Genomic DNA, 22,527 nt, shown 5'->3' with positions numbered 1-22,527 from the left:
ATGGCCGAAAGTGCGCCGCGTCACTGAAAATGTGGTCGAAAAGGGACAAAGGTGGGGCGCGGGACAGGGTGGACGCGTCCGAGGTCTCTGACTACAGTCAAAGAATGCAGACCTTTGACTCAAGTCAAGGAACGGAGCGGGCGGTCCCGGCCGAGGACGTGGCCGCCTTCCGTCGCTTCAACCGCTACCTCACCCGTCGGATCGGCGCCCTGGACGAGCACTACCTCGGGCAGGACCGGCCGCTCGGCGAGGCGCGGCTGCTGTTCGAGATCGGCGACGGCGCATCCCTGCGGGAGCTGCGCACGCGGCTCGGGCTGGACGCCGGCTATCTGACCCGGATGACCAAGACGCTCCAGGCCCAGGGCATGGTCCGGGTCGAGGTGCCCGCGCACGACAACCGGCTGCGGATCGTCGAGCTGACCCCGGCCGGGCGCGCGGAGGTCGCCGAACAGCACCGCCGCTCCGACGCCCTCGTCGCCGGTCTGCTGCACGGGCTCACCCCCGCCCAGCGGACCGAGCTGACCGACGCCATGGCGACCGCACAGCGACTGCTGCGGCTGGCGGGGATCACCGTCGAGGTCGTCGACGGTGCCGCGGCGGACGCCCGGGCCTGTCTGGACGCGTACGCGGCGGACATCGGCGCCCGCTTCCCCGAGGGCTTCGACAAGGCGGCCCTCGTCCGCCCCGAGGAGGTGACCGGGGACGCCGGCGCCTTCCTGGTGGCGTACGAGGAGCGGCGCCCGGTCGGCTGCGGGGCCCTCAGACGCCTGGCACCGGGGGTCGGCGAGATCCGGCACGTGTGGGTGCACTCCGCGGCCCGGCGGCTGGGGCTCGCCCGACGGCTGCTCGACGGGCTGGAGCGGCAGGCGCGGGCGCGCGGCCTGACCGCCGTGCGCCTGGACACGCACGCCGTGCTCACCGAGGCACAGGCGATGTACCGGGCCTGCGGGTACGACGAGATCCCGCGCTACGACGACAACGTCTACGCGGCCCACTGGTTCGAGAAGCGGCTAGCCGGCTGACCCCTCAGTCATCAGGTCCCGTACGCACCCGCGCAGCCAGGCGTGCGCGGGGTCGGCGTCATGGCGGGGGTGCCAGGCGAACCCCACCCTGACCGACGGGAGCCCGAGGGGGATCTCGAAGGCGACGAGGCCGAGCGGCTCGGCCATCGAGCGGCCGTAGGAGGTGATCAGCCCGATCAGGTCGGTCTCGCGCAGCACGAACAGCGAGGCCGGATAGGTGCCCACGCTGCCCACCACCCGCCGGGCGAAACCGAGTTCGGCCAGGGCGTCGTCGATCGGGCCGCGCTGCCTGCCGCGCCGGGAGACGATCAGATGCCCCGCCTCGCCGGCGAACCGCTCGGGCGTCAACTCCCCGGTGAGCAGCGGGTGTCCGGCCCGTACGACCCCCAGCATGCGGTCCTCGTACACCGTCTCCACCCGCACCTCGGGCGAGGTGGTGTCGATCACCCCGATCTCCAGATCGGCGGTGCCCTGGCGCAGGAACGGGGCGTCGACATGACTCTCGGACAGGAAGCGCAGCCGGATGCCGGGGGCCTCGCGGGCGGCCCGGGCGAACAGGGTCGCGCCCTGAGTGGCGGCGATCGCGTCGTGGCCGAGGATCGTGAACGTCCGGGACGCCGTGCGCAGATCGGTGTCCCGGCCCGGCGTGAACAGGGCCCGGGCCCGCTCCACCACCGCGCTCACCTCGGCGCGCACCGCCAGCGCGTGCGGGGTGGGCACCATCTGCCGTCCGGCGCGCACCAGGACGGGATCGCCGAGCGCCTTGCGGATCCGGCCGAGGGTACGGCTCATGGCGGGCTCGGACAGATGCAGCCGCCGGGCGGCGCCCTGCACGCTCTGCTCCTCCAGCAGCACGTCCAGCGCGGCCAGCAGATTCAGGTCCAGCCCGGAGGATTGCGTCATGTGCAGGTGTCCCTTGCAAAGGTTGCACTGGAAAGCAGGTCAGTGGCGAGCCTACGGTGAGAGCGCATCCCACACCATCCACCGAAGCTCCCGGGAGGAGCCGTGCCCGCGCACGCCCTGAAACGCCCCACCCTGCTCGCGCTGTGCGCCTGCGTCCTGGTCGCCCAGAGCATGGTCGCCGCCGTCAACCTCCTTATCCCGCAGCTGAGTTCGTCCGCACTGCACCCCTCGCACACCCAGGTCCTGTGGACGATCGACGCCTATGTCATCGTCTTCGCGGGCCTGCTCGTCCCGGCCGGCGCGCTCGGCGACCGGTACGGCCGCAAGGGCGCCCTGCTCGCCGGGCTCGCCCTGTTCGCGGCGGGCGCCGCCACCAGCGCGCTCGCCACCGGCCCGGCCGAACTGATCGCGGGCCGGGGCCTGTCCGGTGCCGGAGCCGCGCTGATCACACCGTCCACCCTGTCGATCCTGATGCAGCTGTCCGCGCCCGAGCACCGGGTCCGCTCGATGGGCGCCTGGACCCTTGCCATAGGTGTCGGCGGCGCGGCGGGCAACCTGGGCGGCGGGCTGGCCGGGCAGTTCCTCAGCTGGCGGGCCCTGTTCGTGGTGATGGTCCCGCTCACCGCCGTACTCGCCGTGGCCGTCGCCGTCACCACCCCGCGCACCGTACGCTCCGCCCGCAGCAACCCCGACCCGCTCGGCACCCTGCTGCTCACCGCGGGCCTGGTCGCCGTCCTGTTCGGCATCATCGAGGGCCAGACCTACGGCTGGACCTCCGCGCGGATCCTCGGCGCCTTCGCGGCGGGCGCGCTGCTGCTGGCCGCCTTCACCCTGCACGCCCTGCGCTCGGCGGCCCCGCTCTTCGACCCGAGGGTCTTCGGCTCGCCCCGGCTGCGGGCGGCCTCCCTCGGCACCGCGACCGCGTTCTTCGGCCTGTTCGCCCTGTTCTTCGTCAACTCCCAGTATCTCCAAGGCGTGAAGGGCTACGGCGCCGCCGTCACCGGAGTGGCCATCATGCCGCTGGTGATCGGCATGGCGGGCGCGCAGCGGCTGGCCACCCGCTGGGCCGGCCACCCCCGCGCGGTCATCGGCGCCGGACTCGCCCTCATCGGGCTCGGTCTGCTCGGCGCGTCCACGGCCGACGCGTCGACGCCGTACGCGGAGTTCGTCTGCTGGCTGCTGGTCATCTCGGCCGGCGCCGGACTGTCCATGCCCGCCCTGACCTTCGGCGTGGTCACCTCGCTCCCGGCCCACCAGGCGGGCCTCGGCTCCGGCCTCGGCACCACGGCCCGCGAGACCGGCGCGGCCCTCGGCGTCGCGGTCACCGGCACGATCCTGTCCGGCCACACCGACCTCGCACAGGGCATGGGGCCGGCGCTGCGCACAGTCGCCGTGCTGGTGCTGGCGGCGACGGCACTGGTGGTGACGGGGCTGCGCCCCCGCGGTCGGCAACGCTCCACGCCCTACGGCGGGCAGCCGATCATGACGTGGGCCCCGCTCCGGAAAGAAACCGAAGCGGGGCCCACGGAGGTACTTGGACCGTCTTGAGCGTCTCAGATGAGGCCGAGCGCGCGAACCGCCTCGCGCTCCTCCTCCAGCTCCTTGACGGAGGCGTCGATGCGGGCGCGGGAGAACTCGTTGATGTCCAGGCCCTGGACGATCTCGTACCGGCCGTCCTTCGTGGTGACCGGGAACGAGGAGATCAGGCCCTCCGGGACGCCGTAGGAACCGTCCGACGGGATACCCATGGAGGTCCAGTCGCCCTCGGCGGTGCCGTTGACCCACGTGTGCACGTGGTCGATGGCGGCGTTGGCGGCGGACGCGGCGGAGGACGCGCCACGGGCCTCGATGATCGCGGCACCGCGCTTGGCGACGGTCGGGATGAACTCGTCGGCCAGCCACTTCTCGTCGCCCACGACCTCGGCGGCGTTCTTGCCGGCGACCGTGGCGTGGAAGATGTCCGGGTACTGGGTGGCGGAGTGGTTGCCCCAGATGGTCAGGCGCTTGATGTCGGCGACCGTGGAGCCCGTCTTCTTCGCCAGCTGGGTCAGCGCACGGTTGTGGTCCAGACGGGTCATCGCGGTGAAGCGCTCGGCCGGGACGTCCGGCGCGGCGGCCTGCGCGATGAGCGCGTTGGTGTTGGCCGGGTTGCCGACGACCAGGACCTTGATGTCGTCCGCGGCGTGGTCGTTGATGGCCTTGCCCTGCGGCTTGAAGATGCCGCCATTGGCGGAGAGCAGGTCACCGCGCTCCATGCCCTTGGTACGCGGGCGGGCGCCGACCAGGAGGGCTACGTTGGTGCCGTCGAAGGCGACGTTCGGGTCGTCGCTGATGTCGATGCCCTGGAGCAGCGGGAAGGCGCAGTCGTCCAGTTCCATCGCGGTGCCCTCGGCGGCCTTGAGCGCCGGGGTGATCTCCAGGAGGCGCAGCTTGACCGGCACGTCCGCGCCGAGCAGCTGGCCGGAGGCGATGCGGAAGAGCAGGGCGTAACCGATCTGGCCGGCCGCGCCGGTGACGGTGACGTTCACGGGAGTGCGGGTCATGGCGTTCTCCGTATGACAGCTGGCGGTGGGGCGTCACTGCCCCGGTGGATGATCGATCTCTTGGCGTCAAGAGAATCCAGCGTCAGGCTATCGCGCATCCGGCATGCGAGATGTCCGGGGCCGTGTGGCTCACCCCACAAGGCGGGCAGGTGGCGGATATGCGGCGAAAGGAAACGGCGGCCGCCGGTGTCCGGGAGAGGGGGACGGAGGCGGCCGCCGGTGGGGGAGTTACCGACTTGCCGGACTCCCGTGGGGGTACCGTTCGCGTGCCCAGGATCCGGCGGGCCATGCACGCCGTTCCGGAATTTCACCCGCCCGGTTTCACACGGGCGTTGTTACGTACGCCTCCGCCACGTTTCGTACGTCTTGCCGGCCGCCTTTCCCGTGCCGCGTCCGCTACTTCGTGCACCCCGTCCGTCCGGCGGCGAGGGTCGCGCAGGCCTTGGCCTGTGCCGCGTCCTTCACGGCGACCATCGGGGTGTAGGCGATGGCGTCTCCCGCGGCCGTGATCTCACCCGTCTGGCGGGCCGTGCCGGCAAGGACCTGCACCTTGTCGCCCTGCCTGGCGCCGGTGATCCGGCCCCAAGCGGTGCCGCAGGCCTTGCTGTAGCGGACCTCCAGGGTGGTGGCGCCGACGGTGGCGGTCTTGGCGGTGGTCACCAGGTCGCCGCTGCATCCCATGGCCTCGGCGTCCTTGCCGTCACAGGCGGAGCCGGCGCACTTGACCCCGGGCGGTGGGCTCGGGTGGCGGGTGGCGGCCGACGACGGGCGGGTGGCCGCGCCCTGCTGCCGGCCGTGGTCGCGCTGGGTGAAGAAGAAGACGGCGGCGATGACGACGAGCATGCCGACGAGCCCCGCGAGGAACATGGTCAGCCGCTGCCGTCCGCCACCTGCCCCGGCGGGCCGGGGCGCCTGCGCGTCGTACGCGTCCGGGGCACCCGGACCCGAGGCGGACCCGTCGGCCGCACCGGCTCCTCCCGCCCCGCTGCCGGACCCCGCACCGGCACCCTCCCGAGCACCGGAGCCGGGCGGGGCGTTCACCTGCGACGGCCCCTGATACCCGGCCAGGCCCCAGGAGTTGCCGGCGTCACCCCCGAAGGCGGCACCGGCACCACCGGCCGGGCCACGCCCCGCACCGTCGACCGGTCCGCCTACCCCGCCCTCGGCCGGGCCACGCCCCGCGCCCTCGCCCGGACCACGCCGCCCGCCGTCCCGGACGTCGGCGTCCTGGCCCGTCGGCTGGGGCGGGATCGTCGGGGAGACTCCGGCGGGACCGGCGATTCCCGTGGAGATGCCGGTGGGAGGCGGGGTCGCCTTGGTGCTGCCGTCACGCCGGCCCGGCGGGCCCCCGGTCGCCTCCGCCGCGCCGAAGTCCCCGAGCGCGGCGCGCGCCTGGGAGATGCGGATCGCCTCCATCGTGCGGTCGTGACGCATCTCCGCCCGGCTCCAGGCGCGTTCGGCCAGTTCCCACATCGTGGTCAGATGGACGGGGTTGGTGCCGGTGACCTCCGCGAGCGCGACGACCGCGCCCTTGGGCGCGAGGAGCCGGCCGCTCAGGTAACGCTCCCAGGACGTCCTGCTGTAGCCCGTGCGGTCGGCCAGTGCGGCCACGCTCAGCCCGCTGCGGTCCACCAGCCGCCGTATCTGGCTGGTGAACTCCGTGATCTGCGGGTCCAGATCCTCGGGCAGGTCCTTCCAGCGAGGCATCGTCTCCCCCCTCTTCCCCCCGGTCAGTGCTCTTGGTCCTGGCTACCCACAGGGATGCGCTGCCTAAGGATCCCAGTTCCCGGAGCGGGGGCGCACGGGAGCATGGCCGGCCGTGGGAATGCACCCGGCGCCACGGGGTCTTCGTAACGTATCCCGAACTGTCAAGACATCGACACCGGAACGGTACATGTGGCAGTGCGCGGACACCGTAGCGGAACGGTCACTTCCGTGCCACAGCGCAAGGACAGGCGTTGAACAGGCAGTTCAGGGGCGGAAGGCTGGATCCCGACGGCGGTTCGTCCCTCCTCGGGGGTGGGGACGAGCCGCCGTCACCGGCCCGCCGGGCTCACCCGCCCGGGGTCACCAGTCCCGTCTCGTACGCGAGGACGACCGCCTGGGCCCGGCTGCCCAGTTCGAGCTTGGTCATCGTGCGGTTGAGGTGGGTCTTGACGGTGGCCTCGGAGATGTAGAGGCGGTCGGCGATCTCCCCGTTCGACAGCCCGCGCGCGGTGAGCTTGAGGACCTCGGTCTCGCGGGAGGTGAGCACGCCGAGGTCGGGCGGGGCCGCGTCGGCCGGGGCGGGGGCCTGCTGCCGGGCGAAGGCCTCCACCAGGCGCCGGGTGACACTGGGTGCGAAGAGCGCGTCACCTCCGTCGACGGCGGCGACCGCGGCGAGCAGCCGCTCGGGCCCGGAGTCCTTCAGCAGGAACCCGGCGGCCCCGGCGCGCAGCGCGCCGTACACGTACTCGTCGAGGTCGAACGTGGTCAGCACCAGCACCCGGGGAGGGCGGCCGTCGGCCTCGGCGAGGATCCGCTCGGTGGCCTCGATGCCGTTCAGGCCGGGCATCCGGATGTCCATGAGGATCACGTCGGGGCGGGTCTCGGCGGCGAGCCGTACGGCCTGGGCGCCGTCGCCCGCCTCGCCCACCACCTCGAAGCCGGGCGCGGCCGCCAGCAGGCCGACGAGTCCGGCGCGGATGAGGAACTGGTCGTCGACGACGAGCACTCTGGTCATGCCGTACGGTCCCCCCCCCCGCCGTGCGCCGCCCTAGGTCTGCTCCGCCTCCGGCAGGTCCCCGCGGCCCCGCTCGGCGGCCGACGTGGGCAGGGTCAGACGGACCTCGAAGCCGCCCTCGGAGCGCGGGCCGACGGTGATCGACCCGCCGTAGAGCTTGGCCCGCTCGCGCATGCCAATCAAGCCGTGTCCACCGCCCGCCGGCACTCTGGCCGGATTCACCCCCTCCCCGTCGTCGGTGACGCGGACGCTCAGCTCATGGGCGCCGTACCGGAGTTCCACGCGTGCGCGTGCCGGGCCCGCGTGTTTGAGGGCGTTGGTGAGGGCCTCCTGGACGACGCGGTAGGCGCACAGTTCGACGCCGGGCGGTAGCGGGCGTGCGGTGCCCTCGACGGCGAGGTCCACGGGCAGTCCGCCGGCCCGGACCCGGTCGAGGAGTTCGCCGAGCCGCTCCAGGGTGGGCATGGGGGCCCGCGCGGGGGTCCCGGGGTCCTCCTCGCGCAGCACGTGGAGCATGCGGCGCAGCTCCTCCAGGGCCTCGCCGCTGGTGTCCGCGATGGTGGTGAGCGCGCCGCGGGCCGTGCCGGGGTCGGTATCGAAGACGAAACGGCCGAGGCCCGCCTGGACGGAGATCACCGACATGTGGTGGGCGACCACGTCGTGCAGTTCGCGCGCGATCCGCCCCCGCTCCTCGGCGACCGCGCGCCGGGCCCGCTCGGCCTGATCGGCGCTCAGCCGCCGGGTCAGCTCGGCGGAGCGGCGGGCCAGGTGCCCGAACCAGACCAGCACCGAGCAGTACAGCAGCGCCTGGCCGAGCACGGAGGCCATGGAGGGGGTGTGACTGATCACGCCGCCGTACGCCCACACCGCGGTCATGGTGGCCGCGCAGGCCAGGGCGGTGCGCACCCGCCGTACGGAGGCCACGGTGTACAGCGCGAGCATCAGGCCGAAGGTACACACCACCGGCCAGTAGCCGAGGGTGACATAGACGATCGAGGCCGCTTCGACGACGGCGAAGACGGCGACGGGCCACCGGCCGCGCAGGGCGACCGGCAGATGGGCGAGGGCGACCAGGACGTAGGCGCGGGCGTCGAGCTCCGGCCAGCCCCACGACCGCGACTCCTGCCCGAGCAGGACGGCGACCACGGCCATGGCGACCGCGATCAGGGTGTCCACGACGAGCGGGCGGGGGGGCATCGGTCGCACCGCCGCAGGTTAACGCCCGCGGCCGCGACCGGGAGTCAACCGCACGCGGTACCGCGGAAGTTGCAGGAGCCCGGCGCCTACGTCCGCGGGTGGCCGACGAGTTCGGCCCGTCGGCGGACGCGGGCCGGGGCGGACGGCCGTAGCGTCGATGGGCGGGGGAAGCGGCGGTGGCCCGCGTCCCCGGGGGAGACGCGGGCCACCGGCCGTGCGGGCACCGCTACTTGGTGACCGTGAAGTGCAGGGTGTCCTTCAGGAACGGGACCTCGATCCACGGTCTGGGCTGGGCCATCATCGTCAGCAGGACGATCGCGAGGCCGAGGATGCCGTACGTGGCGATGTCCGTGAACCGGGAGCGGACGGCGAGCATGCCGACGCTCGGCAGTATCCAGCGCATGACCGCGCCGGCCAGCAGGGCGGCCCCGATCAGCAGGGTGCCCCAGCGGAACACGTCGAGCGACGTCAGCAGCAGGCCGAGCGCGACCGCGCCCAGCACGACCAGCAACGGCCACTGCCGGGCGGGGGCCGACGCGTCACCGGGCGCGGCCCGGCCGCCGCCCTCGGGCCGCGCGGTGTCCCTGGTGATCCGCGGGAAGCGGCGGGTGGGCCGCTGCGGGCCCTTGTCCGGGTGCTGCGTGCCGCGGGTGACCGCCCCCGCGCGGGCGTTCTCAGCCGGCACTGCGCTCCGCCGCCTCGACCACGTTGACCAGCAGCTGCGCCCGGGTCATCGGGCCCACACCACCGGGGTTCGGAGAGATCCAGCCGGCCACCTCGGTGACGTCCGGGTGGACGTCACCGACGATCTTGCCGTCGGCGTTGCGGGAGACGCCGACGTCCAGGACGGCGGCGCCCGGCTTGACGTCCTCGGCGCGGATCAGGTGCGGGAAGCCGGCGGCCGCGATGATGATGTCGGCCCGCTTGAGGTGGCCGGGCAGGTCGCGGGTGCCGGTGTGGCACTGGGTCACGGTGGCGTTCTCGCTGCGCCGGGTGAGCAGCAGCGGCATCGGCCGGCCGATGGTGACACCGCGGCCGACGACCACGACCTCGGCGCCCTTGATCTCGACGCCGTGGGCGCGCAGCAGGGAGAGGATGCCGTTGGGGGTGCAGGGCAGCGGCGCGGGCTCGTTCAGCACCAGCCGGCCGAGGTTCATCGGGTGCAGGCCGTCGGCGTCCTTGGCCGGGTCCATCAGCTCCAGGATGCGGTTCTCGTCGATGCCCTTGGGCAGCGGCAGCTGGACGATGTAGCCGGTGCAGGCCGGGTCCTCGTTCAGCTCGCGGACGACCGCCTCGATCTCCTCCTGGGTGGCGGTGGCGGGCAACTCACGCTGGATGGAGGCGATGCCGACCTGCGCGCAGTCGCGGTGCTTGCCGGCGACGTACTTCTGGCTGCCGGGGTCGTCCCCGACCAGGATCGTGCCGAGGCCGGGCGTGACGCCCTTCTCCTTCAGCACCGCCACGCGGGCGGTCAGATCGGACTTGATCGCGGCTGCGGTGGCCTTGCCATCGAGAATCTGGGCGGTCATGCACCCATCCTCGCGGATGAACCGGTCCCGGTTCCAATCCGGGTCGCCGTACGCCGTACCACGTCCCCCGAACGCTGATCAACGAGGTTGCACTTGCACAACGCTGACCTCTCCGGCTGGACAAGCCCATATCCGGTCAAGAACGATGAGCAGCACAGTGCAGCGGGCAGCTCATCGGGGGGACGGACCGCATCTGTAGAAACTCTCCTCCGTGCAGTGCCGCGCCTCGTCCCCGCACTCGATCAACGGAGGAATCAGCGCCATGAGCTTCGGCGACCCGAACAACCCGTACGGCCCGCCGCCCCAGCAGCAGGGCTACGGCTACCCGCAGGGCCAGCAGCAGGGCTACGGCTATCCCCAGCCCCCGCCCGTCCAGCAGCCCTACGGCGTCGGCGCCCCGATGGCCGACATGCCGGGCAACGTCAGCGCGGCCCGGGTGATGCTCTGGGTGATCGTCGGCCTTCAGCTGATCGGCGCGGCTGCGTTCGTGTTCTACGCGGTGGTCGTGAACCACGCGAAGAACGACAGCACCCTTCAGGACGACTCCGCCTTCCAGCGGGTCGCCGACTACGGGACCGGCCTCCTGGTGGGCCTGGCGGTGTTCGCGCTCGCCTGGGGCGTCTTCGCGGCGGTCCTCGCCGCGAAGTTCAACACCGGCGGCAACGGCATCCGCATCACCACCTTGGTGTTCGGCATCATCACCGCGGTCCTCGGCCTGTACCCGTTCATCGTGGTGGGCCTCGTGCACACCGTCCTGTCGATCCTGATCGCCTGCTTCGTGGGCGGCGCCGGCGGCAAGGCCTGGTTCAACCGCCCGCGCTACTGAACCCACCCGCGCGACAGAACAGTTCGCGCCATTCACCGCCAAGGGCCGTGTCTCACCCGTCCAGGGGAGGCACGGCCCTGGTGTGTCCCCCTAGTCTGGCCGGAATGGCCGTACCGGCCGGGGTTGCCGTCAGGCACGGGGAGACGCACCTTGTACAGCATCATCGTCGTACCTCCGCCGACCCCGGAGGACGACCACCAGCAGATCCGCCTCGCCCCCGGCGAGCGCCTCGGCTTCGGGCGGGCACCGGGCAACGGCCTGCCGATCCCGCACGACGGGGTCTCGCGCCGGGCCGGCGAGGTCACCGCGCAGGGCACGTTCTGGATACTGAGCAACCTGTCCGCGCGCCACACGTACGTCGTGGAGAACCCGGAGGGCGCCGGCGAGCACATCAAGGTCGGCCCGGGCCGGCTCGACGCGCCCGTCCCGTTCGAGTTCTCCCGGATCGTGCTGCCGGCCGCCGGCGACCTGCTGCCCATCGAGGTGTGGGCACCGCGCCACGACTATCGCAACGACGACGCGGGGCCGGACGGCGACACCACCGCCGCCGCCTTCTCCGTCGACCGCACCAAGCGCTACTTCGCCGTCCTGGCCGCCCTGTGCGAGCCGCGGCTGCGCGGCGACCCGCACGCCCCGCTGCCCACCGTCGACCAGGTCGTCGACCGGCTGCGCCCCGCCTGGCCGGCCGCCTCGCGGGCCTCGGTGCAGTGGAACATCGACTACCTGGCCGTGAAGCTGCGGCTCAAGCCCGGTCCGGAGAGCGCGGACCCCGGGCCCCGGCTCAACGGCAAGAAGGAGTCCCTGGTCTCCCTGGCGCTCCGCTTCGACGTGGTGCGCGAGGACGACCTGGTCGTGCTCGCCGGGTCCGGATCCGCGAGCCGGACGGCTCGGTGACCGAGCCGTACGCCGTCGCGGTGCCCAAGGGCTACCGGGCCGGCGTCTGGGAGGTGCGCGAGCCGATCGCGACGGGCGCCTTCGGCAGCGTGTACGCGGCCCGGCGCGCCGAAGCCGCCGACGACCTGCCCGAGACCGCCGCCCTGAAGTTCCTGCCCACCGGCACCAACACCCCGCGCCAACTGACCCATCTGCGCGAACTCGTGCAGCGGGAGGTCGAGTTGCTGCGTCGGCTCAGGCGGCCACGGCTGATCCGGATGTACGAGACGCTCGTCGTCGACGACCCGGCCCGCCCCGCCCTCGACGGCGCCACCGTCCTCGTCCTGGAGAAGGCCGAGGGCTCGCTGTCCGCGCTGCTCGCCGGCTCGCCCCGCCCGGCGGCCGGGCCCGCACTGCTCGCGCAGGTCTGCGAGGGACTGGTCCAACTGCACCGGGCGGGCTGGGTGCACGGGGATCTGAAACCGGCCAATGTGCTGCTGATGGCGGACGGTTCGGCACGGCTCGGCGACTTCAACATGGCCGCCGAGCTGGAGGGCACCCACGCCTACACGCCCGCCTTCTCCACCCCCGACTACACCCCGCCCGAGCTGCTGTGGGCGGAGATCGGCGACCGCGGCCGGCGGATCCGCCCGTCCGCCGACGTCTGGGCCTTCGGCGTGCTCGCCCACCTCGTCCTCACCGGCGCCTTCCCGCTGCCCGGCGGCACGCCCGCGGCCCGCCGGGACGCGGCGGCCGGCTATGCGCGCAGCACCGACGACCTGCGCCTGTCGCCCGAACTGCCGGACGCCTGGCGGGAGATCGTCCGCGACTGTCTGGCCCGTACGCACGCCGAGCGGGTCGGCACGGACGAGCTGGCACGTCGCGTCGAGGCGGCGGCCACAGGCCGCCCGCCGCGTCGCTTCCCGCGCCGCCGACGCCGGTGGGCGGCCCTCACGGGCGCCGCCGTCGCCGTCGCGGCCCTCGGCTACGGCATCAGCACCCGGACCGGGAACGACGACGCCGGGGCCGCGTCCCTGGCGCGTTACGGCGCCGCGGAGCTCCGTACCGACCAGGGCGTCCCGGTCGTCTACCGCCGGCTCATCGTGGACTCCGCGCACACCTGCTCCCAGCCGGACGTCACCCCCGCGCTCATCGCGGCGATGCTGAAGTCCGAGAGCGATTTCGACCCGAACCTCGCCGACCCCGGCCATCAGGAGTTCGGCATCGCCCGCTGGACCCCCGCCGTGCTGCGCTGGTGGATGCGCGACGACGGCATCCCCGCCTCGGCCACGCCCACGCCCCCGCTCACCCCCTCCGTGTCCATCGCCGCCATGGGCCACTACCTGTGCTTCATGGACCCCCGCCTGAAGGCCGGCCTGCCCGGCGACAAGCGGGTGCTGCTCGCCGCCGCCTACCGGACGTCGTACACGAAGGTGAACGACACGGGCGGAGTTCCCCCGAAGTACCGCGACTACTGCGCCCATGTCGCTCACTACCTCAAGGAATACGCGCCCCCGGGCAAGAAGTGACCCTGAGACTTCCGAGGTACCGGCGGACGGACGCGACTGGGACGGTGGAACCACTCCGCCACGGCGGAGGAACCGAACCACTCGTTCACATGGGGGAACACGTGAACATCGCCAAGCCCGCCGCACTGCTCGTCGCGGCCACCGCCCTGCTCGCCGGCTCCACGGTCGCGGCCACCGCGACCACCGCGGCCGCACCGGACGGCACCCGGGTCACCGCACTCCAGCGCACCGCCGACCAGGTGCTCGCGGGACACTCGAAGCCGCTGAAGGTCTCCGCCGACCAGGTCCGCTACGACGGCCTGACCCTCACCGCCGCCCCGAAGGGCAAGGCCGCCGCCAAGGACCTCGACTGCGCCTACGGTCATCTGTGCATGATCGTCAAGGGCACCAAGTTCGACTTCTACAAGTGCCAGACCTGGACCGTCAACAACTGGACCGGGAACGGCCCGTTCACCAACAACCAGACGCCGGGCACGGTCGCGAAGTTCTTCAACCAGGACGGCAGCGTCCGCTGGACCTCGACGGCCTACCAGGCGGGCACGGCGACCTGGGACCCGATCTGGTCCCTGCGCCCCTGCTGACCTGACAGGCCGACGGCCTCCGGCTCCCTCGGGGGAGGGCCGGAGGCCGTCCGTTCGTGCTGGTGCGGTATCAGTGGAAGAAGTGGCGCGTGCCCGTGAAGTACATGGTCACGCCGGCCTTCTTCGCGGCCTCGACGACGAGTTCGTCACGGATCGAGCCGCCCGGCTGGACGATCGCCCGGACACCGGCGTCGATGAGGATCTGCGGGCCGTCGGGGAAGGGGAAGAAGGCGTCGGAGGCCGCGTAGGAGCCGCGGGCGCGCTCCTCGCCGGCCCGCTCGACGGCCAGCTTGCAGGAGTCGACACGGTTGACCTGGCCCATGCCGACGCCCACCGAGGCGCCGTCCTTGGCGAGCAGGATCGCGTTGGACTTCACCGAGCGGCAGGCCGTCCAGGCGAAGGCCAGCTCCGCCAGCTCCTCGGCGGAGAGCGCCTCGCCGGACGCCAGCGTCCAGTTGGCGGGGTCGTCGCCGTCGGCCTGGAGCCGGTCGGTGACCTGGAGCAGGAGACCGCCGTCGATCTGCTTGGCCTCGACGCGGTTGCAGGGGCCGTTCGGGGCCTTCAGCACACGGATGTTCTTCTTCTTGGTGAGGGCCTCCAGAGCCCCCTCCTCGTAGTCCGGCGCGACGATGACCTCGGTGAAGATGTCCGCGACCTGCTCGGCCATCTCCTTGCTGACCGGCCGGTTGACGGCGATGACGCCGCCGTACGCGGAGACCGGGTCGCAGGCGTGCGCCTTGCGGTGCGCCTCGGCGACGTCCGAACCCACCGCGATCCCGCAGGGGTTGGCGTGCTTGATGATCGCCACACAGGGCTCGTCGTAGTCGTACGCGGCCCGGCGCGCGGCGTCCGTGTCCGTGTAGTTGTTGTACGACATCTCCTTGCCGTGCAGCTGCTCGGCCGCCGCGAGGCCACCCGTGCCGTCGACGTACAGGGCGGCGGGCTGGTGCGGGTTCTCGCCGTAGCGCAGGGTGTTCTCGCGCTCGAAGGTGGCGCCCAGGAAGTCGGGGAACCGCGACTCGTCCACGGGGGCGTACGACGACGCGAACCAGGAGGCGACGGCCACGTCGTAGGCGGCGGTGTGCTGGAAGGCCTCGGCGGCCAGCCGTCGCCGGGCGGCGAGGTCGAAGCCGCCGTCCTTGACGGCGGCGAGCACGTCGGCGTACCGCTCGGGGCTGGTGACCACGGCGACCGACGGGTGGTTCTTGGCGGCGGCGCGGACCATCGACGGCCCTCCGATGTCGATCTGCTCGACGCATTCGTCGTCGCTCGCGCCCGAGGCCACGGTCTCGCGGAACGGGTAGAGGTTGACGACCACGAGATCGAACGGCTCGACGCCCAGCTCGGCGAGCTGCTCGCGGTGGCTGTCCAGGCGCAGGTCGGCGAGGATGCCCGCGTGCACCTTCGGGTGCAGGGTCTTGACCCGGCCGTCCAGGCACTCGGGGAAGCCGGTCAGCTCCTCGACCTTGGTGACGGGGACGCCGGCGGCGGCGATGCGGCCTGCCGTGGACCCGGTGGAGACCAGCTCCACACCGGCCTCATGCAGCCCGCGCGCGAGGTCTTCCAGCCCGGTCTTGTCGTAGACGCTGACGAGCGCCCGGCGAATGGAACGCTTGTTGCCCTCGGCGGTGGCGGTCACTGGATAACTACCTTTCGTCCCTCAATGCGATGGCCGTGGCGGGCGAGCCGCCCCACGACCTCGACGAGCAGCCTTCGCTCGACTTCCTTGATGCGCTCGTGCAGCGCGCTCTCGTCGTCCTCGTCCCGGATCTCGACCACGCCCTGGGCGATGATCGGGCCGGTGTCGACGCCGTCGTCGACGAAGTGGACGGTGCAGCCGGTGACCTTGGCGCCGTACGCGAGCGCGTCGCGCACACCGTGGGCCCCCGGGAAACTGGGCAGCAGGGCCGGGTGCGTGTTCACGAACCGTCCGCCGAAGCGCGCGAGGAACTCCTTGCCGACGATCTTCATGAACCCGGCGGAGACGACGAGGTCGGGCTCGTGGGCGCCCACGGCCTCGGCGAGGCCGGCATCCCACTCCTGACGGCTGCCGAAGTCCTTGACCCTGCACACGAAGGTCGGCAGTCCGGCCCGCTCGGCGCGGGCGAGCCCCTCGATACCGTCACGGTCGGCCCCTACGGCGACGATCCGGGCGCCGTACTGCTCGGCTCCGGTGCGCTCGATCTCGTCCAGCAGCGCCTGCAGATTGGTGCCGGATCCGGAGACCAGCACGACGAGACGCTTGACCGCGGGGTCAGCGGGGGTGGCGGCCACGGAGGGTGCCCTTTCTCGGGAACTTGTACATTCGTACGAATGCTTCGCGTCCCTGGATACGGGGAACTCTACGAAGCAGCCGACCGGCAGCAACGATACCGGCACTCGGGAAGGCCCCCACGGGACGGGGGTGTGGCCGGAAGGTAGCGTTCGGGAGGAACCGGCTCGGGAACGCGCACGCGGTGCGATGCGTTTTCGGGGTGGAAGCTCACGTCGGACAGCCGTATTCACCAAGGGGAAGACGCTCTCTTGATGCCCGATCGCAGCCTGCGACTCCGCACGTTCCCGCCGCGCCCGGCCCAGGGAGGCGAGCGTGGCGCCGTCCTGCTGCGGGAGCGCCCGGCCTCGCCGCCCAAGGCGCCCCAGGGAGGTCAGAACGGCGACGGACGCGACGACGGGCAGCAGAACGACAACCCGTTCGCCCCGCCCCCCGAGGGCACCCCGGACCGCCCTTGGCAGCCCCGCCGTCCCGAGGAGTCGGGCGACTCCGGGTCCGGTTCCGGCGGCGGCCACGGAAGCGGCGGCCCCTGGGGCGGTCCGGGAGGCGGCGGCTCCGGGGGCGGGTCTCCCTGGGGCAGCCAGTGGAGCGACCGGCAGCCCGGGCGCTCCTCCGGCGGCGGTTTCGGCGAGCGCCCCGGCGGCGGACCCCAGGGCTCCGGCGGCGGACCGGCCGGCTCCGGCATGCGCTGGGACCCGACCGACCCCGCCCAGCGCCGCGCGCGCTACGCCCTGCTGTCCGGCATGTGGGCGGTCTTCTTCGCCCTGTTCAGCTGGCCGTACGTGGCACTGCTGCTGGGCGTGCTGGCCCTGTACTGGGGCATCAGCGCCCTGCGCGCCAAGCCGCGCACCCCGAGCCCGGAGGGCCCGGCGCCCACCCCGGCCGGCCGGCCCCAGGTGACGTCGGCGGTGGGCGGCCTGGTGACGGCGTCCCTGGCCCTGGTCCTGGTGGCCTCGACGTTCACGGTCCAGTTCGTCTACCGCGACTACTACACGTGCGTGACCGACGCCCTGACCCATGAGGCCAAGCAGTCCTGCGACAGCTTGCTGCCGAAGCAGTTGCGGGGGGTTCTGGGGACCGGGGACAGCTGAGGCCCGGGGCGGGCCGCCGCTTTCAGTCGGCGGTGGCGGCTTCCGTCGGGGGTTCTTTCCCGGCTTCTTCCGCGGCCTCTTCCAGGGCTTCTTCCGTGACTTCTCGCGTGGCCTCTTGCGGGGGCCCGGTCCAGGGCTCCGTCAGGGGCTCCGTCAGGCGTTCGGTCTGAGGTTCCGTCCGGCGTTCGGGCTGAGGTTCCGTCCGGCGTTCGGGCTGAGGTTCCGTCAGGGGTTCGGTCTCAGTTCCCGTCGGGGGTTCCGTCTCGAGTTCCGTCGGGGCTTTCCCGGTGGCGGGCATGTGGTCGGTGGGGTCCGGCCGGGGCTCGGTGGGCGGCGCCGAGGGGGCGGCCGCTGCTCGTAGCGCCGCCCAGCGGGAGGCCCGGGCGAGGTCGTCGTGCCAGTCCGGGGTGGGCGGTTCACCGGCCGGGAGGACGTCGTAGGCGTCCTCGTCCTCGACGGCGCCGGGCCCAGCGGAAGCCGTCGTCTCCGCCGCCCTGCCCCTGGCAGGGTCCCGCTCCCGTCCGTTCCCGGTGCTCGCCGGGGCGGAGTCCGTCGTGGCCGCCCGGGTCTTCCGCCGTGCCCCCGTGTCCTGGGCCGGGACCTCCCCGGCCCGCGTACGCGGGCCCCACAGCCGCCACGCCCGCACCACCAGGGCCACCGGCATCGCGAGCACCGCCGTCCAGAGCCCCGCCGCTCCCCCGGTCTGCCACCACACCGGGCCGAAGCGGGCCAGCGCGGCCACACCCAGCGGGCCGCCCGCCAGTTCGGCGAGCACGGCGCAGACCACCGCGCAGACCGCCGCCGTCAGCAGGACCACCCCGGCGGTCCGGGCGGCCGACCAGCGGGCCGAGGCCGCTTCCCCGGGCTTCGGCCGGCCCACGGCGGCCCGTGCCACGAACCACCCCGCCGTCACTCCGGCCGCCACCGGCACCAGCCCCGCCGCCCAGTTCACCGGCGTGCCCGCGCCCGGGCCGGGCACCGCCGCCAGCAGCGGGAACGGCGGCAGCAGCGGGGCCGGATCGGAGGCGAGCGGATGCACCACGTGCCCGGCGCCGAGGACGAAGCCGGGGCCGAGGGCGTAGGACGCGGCCCACACCGCCGCGTTGGGGATCAGCGCGATGCCGAGCAGCAGGACGGCGAACCGGCCCGTCCAGCCCTCCGTCAGCTGGAGGAAGGACGCCTGCGCCGCCCCGCCGTGCCACACCAGCGACACCCCGAGCAGCAGCGCCCCGCCCCCGAGGAGCACGGTCGTCGCGGCGCCGGCGGCCCGTACGGCCGTACCCAGCCGCCGCCGTGTGTCCGGGCCGGACACCAACCGCCGCGTCGGCCCCGGCAGTACGGCCGCGGCGCTCAGCAGCGGTTCGCGCGGACAGCCGTACGCCGTCCACACCCCGGCCGCCGCCGCACCCGCCGCGACCAGCGGCAGACACGCCGTCACCCAGGGCCACACGGGGCGCAGTTCGGCACCCGCGCAGTACAGCGCGGCCGGGACGCCGACGCCCAGATAGCCGAGGACGACCCCGGTCCACGCCGTACGGGCGGGGACGGGTGGCGGTCCGTCGGAGTCGGTGGGCGCGTCGACGGCGTCCCTGGCCGCCCGGTACAGCAGCCACACCGGCAGTGCGAGCAGCAGCAGCGGGGTCACCCCCACCGGCAGCGGTGCGCCGGAGAGCGTGTCGGTGCGGTCCAGTTCGACGCCGTGCGCCAGCAGCCACAGGGCCGCGGCGACATGCAGTGCGCCGCCCGGTCCGCTGTCGGGGTACGGCGAGCTGACCCACAGCACCATCACGAGCACGGCGAGCGAGGCGAGTCCGAGTCCGGCGGCGACCGCGCCACCGAGGAGGCTCGCGGCCAGCCCGGGCGAGCGGTCGCGCAGCCGGGTCAGCAGCGGTGACAGCGAGGGGCGGCGAACGGTCATCGGGATCACGCCCGCCATGCTCCCAACGACACGCGCTTTCCCGGCGTAACAGGCGAACCACGGAAGTGTCGCTCAATATATGTTTATGTTCTTTTTCGTACGGAAGGGTGCACGGTGACGAGCCTGGACGAGCCCAAGGCGGAGAGCCCCGATCCTCTGACGCCCACTCAGGCCTTCGACGCGCTGTACGCGTTCTGCGCCCCCGCTCTCGTACGCCAGACCTATCTGCTCTGCGGGCGCCGGGAACTGGCCCGCGAGGCCGTGGAACGGGCCTTCCAGCTGGCCTGGCAGCGCTGGCCCGAGGTGGCCCGGGACCGGGATCCGGCGGGCTGGGTACGGGCGGTGGCATACGACTGCGCGCTCTCCCCCTGGCACCGTTTCCGCCCCCGCTACCGGAACCCGGGGCCGCCGCCAGCCGACCCGGCCGACCGCGCACTGCTGCACGCCCTGCTGAAGCTGCCGTCGTCGTACCGGCGCACGCTCGTCCTCTACGACGGCGTCGGCCTCGACCTGCCGGAGACGGCGGCGGAGACGGAGGCCAGCACCCCGGCTGCCGCGAACCGGCTGACCCATGCCCGACAGGCCGTCGCGGCCCGGATCCCGGAACTGGCCGACGCCGCCGAGCTGCACCGCCGGCTCCTCGAACTGGCCTCGGCCCAGCGGCTGCGCGCCGCGAGACCCACGACGGTACGGTCCGTCGGCGAGCGCCGGAACGCCTTCTGGACCCGGTCGGCGATCGCGTTCACCGTGGCGATCATCGGCGCGACGGCCCTCGCGGTGCGGACGGCCCCGACCCACTACGAGGCCCCGATCGCTCCCGCCCAGGCGGTGGGAGGGGTGCCGACCCGGGTCGCGCCGGGGCCGTTGTCCCAGGGCGAACAGGCCCTGCGGACGAAGCTGCACACCTCGCACGAGGGCGGCCCGGAGAGACTGGAGCCGCTGGCCGGATGAGTGAGAACGCCGGCAGGCCCGCCCCGGACGACGGGACGGGCCTGCCGGTGTGCGCCTGGGACGCTCAGCCGCCGAGGATCTCGCGGGCGAGCTTGGCCGTCTCGGTCGGGGTCTTGCCGACCTTGACGCCCGCGGCCTCCAGGGCCTCCTTCTTGGCCTGTGCGGTGCCGGAGGAGCCGGAGACGATGGCGCCGGCGTGACCCATGGTCTTGCCCTCGGGCGCGGTGAAGCCCGCGACGTAGCCGACGACCGGCTTCGTCACGTTCTCCTTGATGAACGCGGCCGCGCGCTCCTCGGCGTCGCCACCGATCTCACCGATCATCACGATCAGCTCGGTCTCGGGGTCGTCCTGGAACGCGGCGAGGGCGTCGATGTGCGTGGTGCCGATGATCGGGTCACCACCGATGCCGACGGCCGTCGAGAAGCCGATGTCACGCAGCTCGTACATCATCTGGTACGTCAGCGTGCCGGACTTCGACACCAGGCCGATGCGGCCCGGCTTGGTGATGTCGCCCGGGATGATGCCGACGTTCGACTGGCCCGGGGTGATGATGCCGGGGCAGTTCGGGCCGATGATGCGGGTCTTGTTGCCCTTCTTGCCGGCGTGCGCCCAGAAGGCGGCCGAGTCGTGCACGGCGATGCCCTCGGTGATCACGACGGCCAGCGGGATCTCGGCGTCGATGGCCTCGACGACCGCGTCCTTGGTGAACTTCTCCGGCACGAAGATGACGGTGACGTTCGCACCGGTCTCCTTGATGGCCTCGGCGACCGTACCGAAGACCGGTACCTTCTTGCCGTCGAAGTCCACGGTGGTGCCCGCCTTGCGCGGGTTCACGCCGCCCACGACCTCGGTGCCGTCACCGAGCATGAGCTTGGTGTGCTTCATGCCGGTGGCGCCGGTCATGCCCTGGACGATGACCTTGCTGTCCTTGTTGAGCCAGATAGCCATGGTGTGTTCTGTCCTCGTCCTGAGTGCTTACTTGGCGGCGGCCAGCTCGGCGGCCTTGTCGGCCGCGCCGTCCATGGTGTCGACGCGCTGCACCAGCGGGTGGTTGGCGTCGGTGAGGATCTTCCGGCCCAGCTCGGCGTTGTTGCCGTCGAGGCGGACGACGAGCGGCTTGGAGACGTTCTCGCCGCGGTCCTCGAGGAGCTTCAGGGCCTGGACGATGCCGTTGGCGACCTCGTCACAGGCGGTGATGCCACCGAAGACGTTGACGAAGACGGACTTGACGTCCGGGTCGCCGAGGATGATCTCCAGGCCGTTCGCCATGACCTGGGCGGAGGCGCCACCGCCGATGTCCAGGAAGTTGGCGGGCTTGACGCCGCCGTGGTTCTCACCGGCGTACGCGACGACGTCCAGGGTGCTCATGACGAGACCCGCGCCGTTGCCGATGATGCCGACCTCGCCGTCGAGCTTGACGTAGTTGAGGTTCTTCTCCTTGGCAGCGGCCTCGAGCGGGTTGGCCGCGGCCTTGTCGTGGAGCTCCTCGAAGTCGGGGTGACGGAACTCGGCGTTGTCGTCGAGCGACACCTTGCCGTCAAGGGCGATGACGTCGCCGGAGGCGACCTTCGCCAGCGGGTTGACCTCGACCAGGAGGGCGTCCTCCTTGATGAAGGTGTCCCACAGCTTCACGAGGACGTTCGCGACCTGGTCGGCGACCTCGGCCGGGAACTTGGCGGCCGCGACGATCTCGCGGGCCTTCGCCTCGTCCACACCGTCAATGGGGTTGATCGGGGTCTGGGCGACAGCCTCCGGACGGGTGGCCGCCACCTCCTCGATCTCCACGCCGCCCTCGACGGAGGCGATGGACAGGAAGGTCCGGTTGGCACGGTCGAGGAGGAAGGAGACGTAGTACTCCTCGACGATCTCCGGCGCGGTCTCGGCGATCATGACCTTGTGGACCGTGTGGCCCTTGATGTCCATGCCAAGGATGTCCGTCGCGCGGGCCACGGCCTCGTCCGCGGAGGCGGCCAGCTTGACGCCGCCGGCCTTGCCGCGACCACCGACCTTCACCTGCGCCTTGACGACGGACTTGCCGCCCAGCCGCTCGGTGATCTCGCGCGCCGCCTCAGGCGTGTCGATGACTTCACCGGCCAGCACCGGTACATCGTGCTTGGCGAAGAGGTCCCTCGCCTGGTACTCGAACAGGTCCACGCGCTTCCGTCCCTATCAGTGATCTCGCGGTTCGTTGGATGCGTGGGCGTGCCGCGAAGGGCAACGTGACGTCCGCTTGTCACAAGGGGGGCGCACACGGTGTCCGAGCGCGCGGCATGTCCGTCTCGCAGGTTATCTCTGCTTGCGGGGGGCCTCTAAATCGCGGGTCACACCTGAGCGGTGATACCTGTCACATGATGCCGGATTCCGTGGCACGGCGTGCCGCGATCCGGGTGACGTACGGGCCGTCCTCGCGCGATGTGCGAGGCCTCACCGGGCTGGGGTTGGCCCGGTGAGGCCTCTGGGCGACCCCGGTGGTTCCGGGGCCGCGGCGGTCGGCCCCCACCCCTATGGGGACCGGCCACCTCACCCGTGAGGGTCCGCCCGGACGATCCGACGGCATTCGGCCGTCCGG

At 72.5% G+C, this 22,527-nt stretch carries 20 protein-coding genes; 8 read left to right on the top strand and 12 right to left on the bottom strand.

Annotated features, from left to right (window positions below; genetic code table 11):
* Nucleotides 1-104: 104 nt before the first annotated feature.
* On the top strand, nucleotides 105-1,022 hold the full coding sequence (locus ADK64_RS10100; protein ID WP_053657274.1) for a bifunctional helix-turn-helix transcriptional regulator/GNAT family N-acetyltransferase: 918 nt from the start codon (nucleotides 105-107) through the stop codon (nucleotides 1,020-1,022).
* On the opposite strand, the gene ADK64_RS10095 is transcribed toward ADK64_RS10100, so the two are convergent.
* On the bottom strand, nucleotides 1,011-1,925 hold the full coding sequence (locus tag ADK64_RS10095) for a LysR family transcriptional regulator (protein WP_053657271.1): 915 nt from the start codon (nucleotides 1,923-1,925) through the stop codon (nucleotides 1,011-1,013). The two genes, ADK64_RS10100 and ADK64_RS10095, sit on opposite strands and share 12 nt — an antisense overlap.
* Before the next feature lie 102 nt (nucleotides 1,926-2,027).
* Here ADK64_RS10095 and ADK64_RS10090 point away from each other — a divergent pair, with 102 nt between their 5' ends.
* The gene (locus ADK64_RS10090) at nucleotides 2,028-3,473 is read left to right on the top strand and encodes an MFS transporter (RefSeq protein WP_053657269.1); all 1,446 of its coding nucleotides are present in this window, start codon (nucleotides 2,028-2,030) and stop codon (nucleotides 3,471-3,473) included.
* A gap of 5 nt (nucleotides 3,474-3,478) precedes the next feature.
* On the opposite strand, the gene ADK64_RS10085 is transcribed toward ADK64_RS10090, so the two are convergent.
* From ADK64_RS10085 to ADK64_RS10060, 6 genes are all read right to left on the bottom strand, one after another.
* A complete protein-coding gene (locus ADK64_RS10085; RefSeq protein ID WP_053657267.1) occupies nucleotides 3,479-4,468 on the bottom strand; it encodes a malate dehydrogenase in 990 nt (329 codons plus the stop codon).
* A gap of 396 nt (nucleotides 4,469-4,864) precedes the next feature.
* On the bottom strand, nucleotides 4,865-6,175 hold the full coding sequence (locus ADK64_RS10080; RefSeq protein WP_053657265.1) for a helix-turn-helix domain-containing protein: 1,311 nt from the start codon (nucleotides 6,173-6,175) through the stop codon (nucleotides 4,865-4,867).
* A 346-nt stretch (nucleotides 6,176-6,521) separates the two neighbouring features.
* Nucleotides 6,522-7,190 (bottom strand): response regulator, encoded by a 669-nt coding sequence (locus ADK64_RS10075; RefSeq protein WP_053657263.1) that lies wholly within the window; start codon nucleotides 7,188-7,190, stop codon nucleotides 6,522-6,524.
* A 33-nt stretch (nucleotides 7,191-7,223) separates the two neighbouring features.
* The gene (locus tag ADK64_RS10070) at nucleotides 7,224-8,387 is read right to left on the bottom strand and encodes a sensor histidine kinase (RefSeq protein ID WP_053657261.1); all 1,164 of its coding nucleotides are present in this window, start codon (nucleotides 8,385-8,387) and stop codon (nucleotides 7,224-7,226) included.
* 226 nt (nucleotides 8,388-8,613) lie between these two features.
* Complete coding sequence (locus ADK64_RS10065; RefSeq protein WP_078992581.1) at nucleotides 8,614-9,072, bottom strand: DUF3017 domain-containing protein; 459 nt, start codon at nucleotides 9,070-9,072, stop codon at nucleotides 8,614-8,616.
* Nucleotides 9,062-9,916, bottom strand: a complete 855-nt coding sequence (locus tag ADK64_RS10060; protein WP_053657259.1) for a bifunctional methylenetetrahydrofolate dehydrogenase/methenyltetrahydrofolate cyclohydrolase — start codon at nucleotides 9,914-9,916, stop codon at nucleotides 9,062-9,064. Before ADK64_RS10060 ends, ADK64_RS10065 begins: the two co-directional genes overlap by 11 nt.
* Nucleotides 9,917-10,178: 262 nt before the next feature.
* Here ADK64_RS10060 and ADK64_RS10055 point away from each other — a divergent pair, with 262 nt between their 5' ends.
* The 4 genes from ADK64_RS10055 to ADK64_RS10040 all read left to right on the top strand — a co-directional run bounded on the left by ADK64_RS10055 (nucleotide 10,179) and on the right by ADK64_RS10040 (nucleotide 13,725).
* Nucleotides 10,179-10,742 (top strand): hypothetical protein, encoded by a 564-nt coding sequence (locus ADK64_RS10055; RefSeq protein ID WP_053657257.1) that lies wholly within the window; start codon nucleotides 10,179-10,181, stop codon nucleotides 10,740-10,742.
* A 150-nt stretch (nucleotides 10,743-10,892) separates the two neighbouring features.
* Nucleotides 10,893-11,636, top strand: a complete 744-nt coding sequence (locus ADK64_RS10050; RefSeq protein WP_053657255.1) for an FHA domain-containing protein — start codon at nucleotides 10,893-10,895, stop codon at nucleotides 11,634-11,636.
* The gene (locus tag ADK64_RS10045) at nucleotides 11,633-13,144 is read left to right on the top strand and encodes a serine/threonine protein kinase (RefSeq protein ID WP_053657253.1); all 1,512 of its coding nucleotides are present in this window, start codon (nucleotides 11,633-11,635) and stop codon (nucleotides 13,142-13,144) included. Before ADK64_RS10050 ends, ADK64_RS10045 begins: the two co-directional genes overlap by 4 nt.
* A 101-nt stretch (nucleotides 13,145-13,245) precedes the next feature.
* Nucleotides 13,246-13,725 carry a hypothetical protein gene (locus ADK64_RS10040; protein ID WP_053657401.1) on the top strand — a complete coding sequence of 160 codons (480 nt, stop codon included), beginning with the start codon at nucleotides 13,246-13,248 and terminating at the stop codon, nucleotides 13,723-13,725.
* Between the two features lie 70 nt (nucleotides 13,726-13,795).
* Here the strand turns inward: ADK64_RS10040 and purH are convergent, their stop codons facing one another.
* Nucleotides 13,796-15,364, bottom strand: coding sequence for a bifunctional phosphoribosylaminoimidazolecarboxamide formyltransferase/IMP cyclohydrolase (gene purH, locus ADK64_RS10035; RefSeq protein WP_053657251.1), 1,569 nt, complete (start codon nucleotides 15,362-15,364; stop codon nucleotides 13,796-13,798).
* A complete protein-coding gene (gene purN, locus ADK64_RS10030) occupies nucleotides 15,361-15,999 on the bottom strand; it encodes a phosphoribosylglycinamide formyltransferase (protein ID WP_053657249.1) in 639 nt (212 codons plus the stop codon). The genes purH and purN overlap by 4 nt, the downstream gene beginning before the upstream one ends.
* Nucleotides 16,000-16,251: 252 nt before the next feature.
* Here purN and ADK64_RS10025 point away from each other — a divergent pair, with 252 nt between their 5' ends.
* Nucleotides 16,252-17,088, top strand: a complete 837-nt coding sequence (locus ADK64_RS10025; RefSeq protein WP_053657247.1) for a hypothetical protein — start codon at nucleotides 16,252-16,254, stop codon at nucleotides 17,086-17,088.
* A 22-nt stretch (nucleotides 17,089-17,110) separates the two neighbouring features.
* On the opposite strand, the gene ADK64_RS10020 is transcribed toward ADK64_RS10025, so the two are convergent.
* On the bottom strand, nucleotides 17,111-19,024 hold the full coding sequence (locus ADK64_RS10020) for a DUF6350 family protein (protein WP_063789885.1): 1,914 nt from the start codon (nucleotides 19,022-19,024) through the stop codon (nucleotides 17,111-17,113).
* Nucleotides 19,025-19,120: 96 nt separating this feature from the next.
* Between ADK64_RS10020 and ADK64_RS10015 the strand changes: the two genes are divergently transcribed.
* Nucleotides 19,121-19,957 (top strand): RNA polymerase sigma factor, encoded by an 837-nt coding sequence (locus ADK64_RS10015; RefSeq protein ID WP_053657245.1) that lies wholly within the window; start codon nucleotides 19,121-19,123, stop codon nucleotides 19,955-19,957.
* A 64-nt stretch (nucleotides 19,958-20,021) separates the two neighbouring features.
* Here ADK64_RS10015 and sucD read toward each other — a convergent pair whose 3' ends face one another.
* Together sucD and sucC are read right to left on the bottom strand one after the other, a co-directional pair.
* The gene (sucD, locus tag ADK64_RS10010) at nucleotides 20,022-20,906 is read right to left on the bottom strand and encodes a succinate--CoA ligase subunit alpha (protein ID WP_053657243.1); all 885 of its coding nucleotides are present in this window, start codon (nucleotides 20,904-20,906) and stop codon (nucleotides 20,022-20,024) included.
* A gap of 27 nt (nucleotides 20,907-20,933) precedes the next feature.
* A complete protein-coding gene (gene sucC, locus ADK64_RS10005) occupies nucleotides 20,934-22,112 on the bottom strand; it encodes an ADP-forming succinate--CoA ligase subunit beta (RefSeq protein WP_053657242.1) in 1,179 nt (392 codons plus the stop codon).
* Between the last annotated feature and the right edge of the window lie 415 nt (nucleotides 22,113-22,527).

The organism is Streptomyces sp. MMG1121 (assembly GCF_001280015.1).
GTDB lineage: Bacteria > Actinomycetota > Actinomycetes > Streptomycetales > Streptomycetaceae > Streptomyces.
This window is presented reverse-complemented; position numbering and strand designations above follow the sequence as displayed.

Bases quoted from the DNA above. Each gene is read 5' to 3' on its own strand.
- ADK64_RS10055 (WP_053657257.1), top strand. From the start codon at position 10,179: ATGAGCTTCGGCGACCCGAACAACCCGTACGGCCCGCCGCCCCAGCAG.
- ADK64_RS10075 (WP_053657263.1), bottom strand. From the start codon at position 7,190: ATGACCAGAGTGCTCGTCGTCGACGACCAGTTCCTCATCCGCGCCGGA.
- ADK64_RS10080 (WP_053657265.1), bottom strand. From the start codon at position 6,175: ATGCCTCGCTGGAAGGACCTGCCCGAGGATCTGGACCCGCAGATCACG.
- ADK64_RS10095 (WP_053657271.1), bottom strand. From the start codon at position 1,925: ATGACGCAATCCTCCGGGCTGGACCTGAATCTGCTGGCCGCGCTGGAC.
- ADK64_RS10100 (WP_053657274.1), top strand. From the start codon at position 105: ATGCAGACCTTTGACTCAAGTCAAGGAACGGAGCGGGCGGTCCCGGCC.
- sucD (WP_053657243.1), bottom strand. From the start codon at position 20,906: ATGGCTATCTGGCTCAACAAGGACAGCAAGGTCATCGTCCAGGGCATG.
- ADK64_RS10070 (WP_053657261.1), bottom strand. From the start codon at position 8,387: ATGCCCCCCCGCCCGCTCGTCGTGGACACCCTGATCGCGGTCGCCATG.
- ADK64_RS10020 (WP_063789885.1), bottom strand. From the start codon at position 19,024: ATGGCGGGCGTGATCCCGATGACCGTTCGCCGCCCCTCGCTGTCACCG.
- ADK64_RS10085 (WP_053657267.1), bottom strand. From the start codon at position 4,468: ATGACCCGCACTCCCGTGAACGTCACCGTCACCGGCGCGGCCGGCCAG.
- ADK64_RS10060 (WP_053657259.1), bottom strand. From the start codon at position 9,916: ATGACCGCCCAGATTCTCGATGGCAAGGCCACCGCAGCCGCGATCAAG.
- ADK64_RS10025 (WP_053657247.1), top strand. From the start codon at position 16,252: ATGCCCGATCGCAGCCTGCGACTCCGCACGTTCCCGCCGCGCCCGGCC.